The organism is Methylobacterium sp. EM32 (genome assembly GCF_040593685.1).
Taxonomy (GTDB): domain Bacteria; phylum Pseudomonadota; class Alphaproteobacteria; order Rhizobiales; family Beijerinckiaceae; genus Methylobacterium.
Window position 1 is genome coordinate 1 of sequence record NZ_JBEXZS010000158.1, and the last position, 2,615, is coordinate 2,615.

Below are 2,615 nucleotides of genomic sequence, written 5' to 3' on the forward strand. Positions count from 1 at the left end.
TCAACGGCCTCGTCATCCACGCAGTGGTGGGGGGGGGCGGGGGGGGGGGGGCCGCCCCGGGGGGCGGCCGGGGGGGGGGGGGGGGGGGGGGGGGGGGGGGGCGGGCGTCACCGTCAGGTCGGCCGGCCCATACGTGAGCGTGTAGTTGGGCGTGGCCACCAGCGAGCCCTGGTCGATGATGTAGCTGCCGACGGTGCTGCGAGCATCCGCTGCGGTGGCGAGCGCGCCGGTGAGGGCATCGCCGTTGACGAGGCCGCGTCCGCCGACCTGGTAGGTCAGGGTCGGATTGGCCTCGCCGTAGACGCGGGACTGCGCGTCCGCCGTGACGGTCAGCGGACGGGCCGTCACCGACAGATCCGCCCCGACATAGCGCACCGCGTAGTTGCCGCTGGCCGCCAGGCTGCCCTGGCCGATGCCGTAGGCACCGACGCTGCTGCGAGCATCGGCCGCCGTCGCGAGCGCGCCGGTGAGGCTGTCGCCGTTGACGAGGCCGCGCCCGCCGACCTGATAGGTCAGGGCGGGGTTGGCGTCGCCGTAGACGCGGGACTGAGCATTGGCGGTGAGGGTCAGCGGCCGAGCAGTGATCGCGAGATCCGCCCCGAGGTAGCTCACGGCGTAGTTGCCGCTGGCCGCCAGGCTGCCCTGGCCGATGCCGTAGGCGCCGACGCTGCTGCGAGCATCGGCCGCCGTCACGAGCGCGCCGGTGAGGCTGTCGCCGTTGACGAGGCCGCGCCCGCCGACCCGGTAAGTCAGGGTCGGGCTGGCATCGCCGTAGATGCGGCTCTGCGCGTCGGCCGTGAGGGTCAGCGGCCGGGCGATGATCGCCAGGTCCGCCCCGGCGTAGCTCACCGCATAGTTGCCGCTGGCCGCCAGGCTGCCCTGGCCTATGCCGTAGGCACCGATGTTGCTGCGAGCATCGGCCGCCGTCGTGAGTCCGCCCGTGAGGGCATCGCCGTTGACCAGCCCGCGCCCGCCGACCTGGTAGGTCAGGGTCGGGTTGGTATCGCCGTAGACGCGGCTCTGCGCGTCGGCCGTGACGGTCAGCGGCCGCGCGGTGACTGCGAGGTCCACCCCGATGTAGCTCACTGCATAGTTGCCGCTGGCCGCCAGGCTGCCCTGGCTGATGGCGTAACTGCCGACGTTGCTGCCCGTAGCAGCGGTAGTGGTGAGCGCGCCGGTGAGGGCATCACTGTTGACCAGCCCACGTCCGCCGACCTGATAGGTCAGGGTCGGGTTGGCGTCACCGTAGATGCGGCTCTGCGCGTCGGCCGTGAGGGTCAGCGGCCGGGCAGTGATCGCCAGGTCCGCCCCGGCGTAGCTCACCGCATAGTTGCCACTGGCCGCCAGGCTGCCCTGGCCGATGCCGTAGGCACCGACGTTGCTGCGAGCATCGGCCGCCGTCGCGAGCGCGCCGGTGAGGCTGTCGCCGTTGACGAGGCCGCGCCCGCCGACCTTGTAGGTCAGGGTCGGGTTGGCGTCGCCGTAGACGCGGTTCTGCGCATCCGCCGTGAGGGTCAGCGGCCGGGCGGTGACTGCGAGGTCCGCTCCGACGTAGCTCACCGCATAGTTGTTACTCGCAGCCAGGCTACCTCGGCCGATAGCGTAGCTGCCGACGTTGCTGCCCGTGGCAGCGGTCGTGGCGAGCGCGCCGGTGAGGCTGTCGCCGTTGACGAGACCGCGCCCGCCGACCTGATAGGTCAGGGTCGCGTTGGCGTCGCCGTAGACGCGGCTCTGCGCATCCGCCGTGAGGGTCAGCAGCCGGGTGGTGACTGCGAGGTCCGCTCCGACATAGCTCACGGCGTAGTTGCCGCTGGCCGCCAGGCTGCCCTGGCCGATGCCGTAGGCGCCGACGTTGCTGCGAGCGTCAGCCAGCGTCGTGAGCCCGCCCGTGAGGGCATCGCCGTTGACCAGCCCACCTCCGCCGACCCGGTAGGTCAGGGTCGGGTTGGCGTCGCCGTAGACGCGGCTCTGGGGATCCGCCGTGATGGTGATCGGGCGCGGAGCGACCGAGAGGGCACCGGGTGCGTAAGCGATGGCGTAATTGGCCGAGGTGAGACCGGCGGGAGCGATGGCGTAGGAGCCGGCATTCACCGCGCCCTGCGCCGTTCCGCCATAGCTCAAGGTACCGCCGAGCACCGAAGCGGTCTCGCCATTGACGAAGCCCGCGGAAGTGATGCCGTTGCCGCCCGCGAAGGCTTGGCCGTCATAGGTCTTCGTCGCGTCCCTGGCGGTGATCGTCAGCGGGGCCTTGTTCACGGTCAGGGCGCCGTCCGCGAAGGTGACGGCGTAATTGCCCGAGGTCAGGCCGGACGGCGTGATGGCGTAGGAGCCGGCATTCACCGCCCCCTGCGCCGTGCCGCCATAGCTCAAGGTACCGCCCAGCACCGAAGCGGTCTCGCCGTTGACGAGGCCCGCGTAAGCGACGCCGTTGCCGCCCGCATAGGCCTGGCCGTCATAGGTCCTGGTCGCCGCGTTGGCCGTGACGGTCAGCGGGGCCTTGCCTACGGTCAGGGCGCCGTCCGCGAAGGTGATGGCGTAGTTGCCCGAGGTCAGGCCGGACGGCGTGATGGCGTAGGAGCCGGCATTCACCGCCCCCTGCGCCGTGCCGCCATAGG

1 protein-coding gene is annotated in these 2,615 nt (G+C 71.7%); it reads right to left on the minus strand.

The window, feature by feature from the left end; genetic code table 11:
• Window positions 1-12: 12 nt before the first annotated feature.
• Window positions 13-2,615, minus strand: a 2,603-nt coding sequence (locus ABZT49_RS21000) for an MBG domain-containing protein (protein ID WP_355288669.1), incomplete at its 5' end; no start/stop codon positions are given.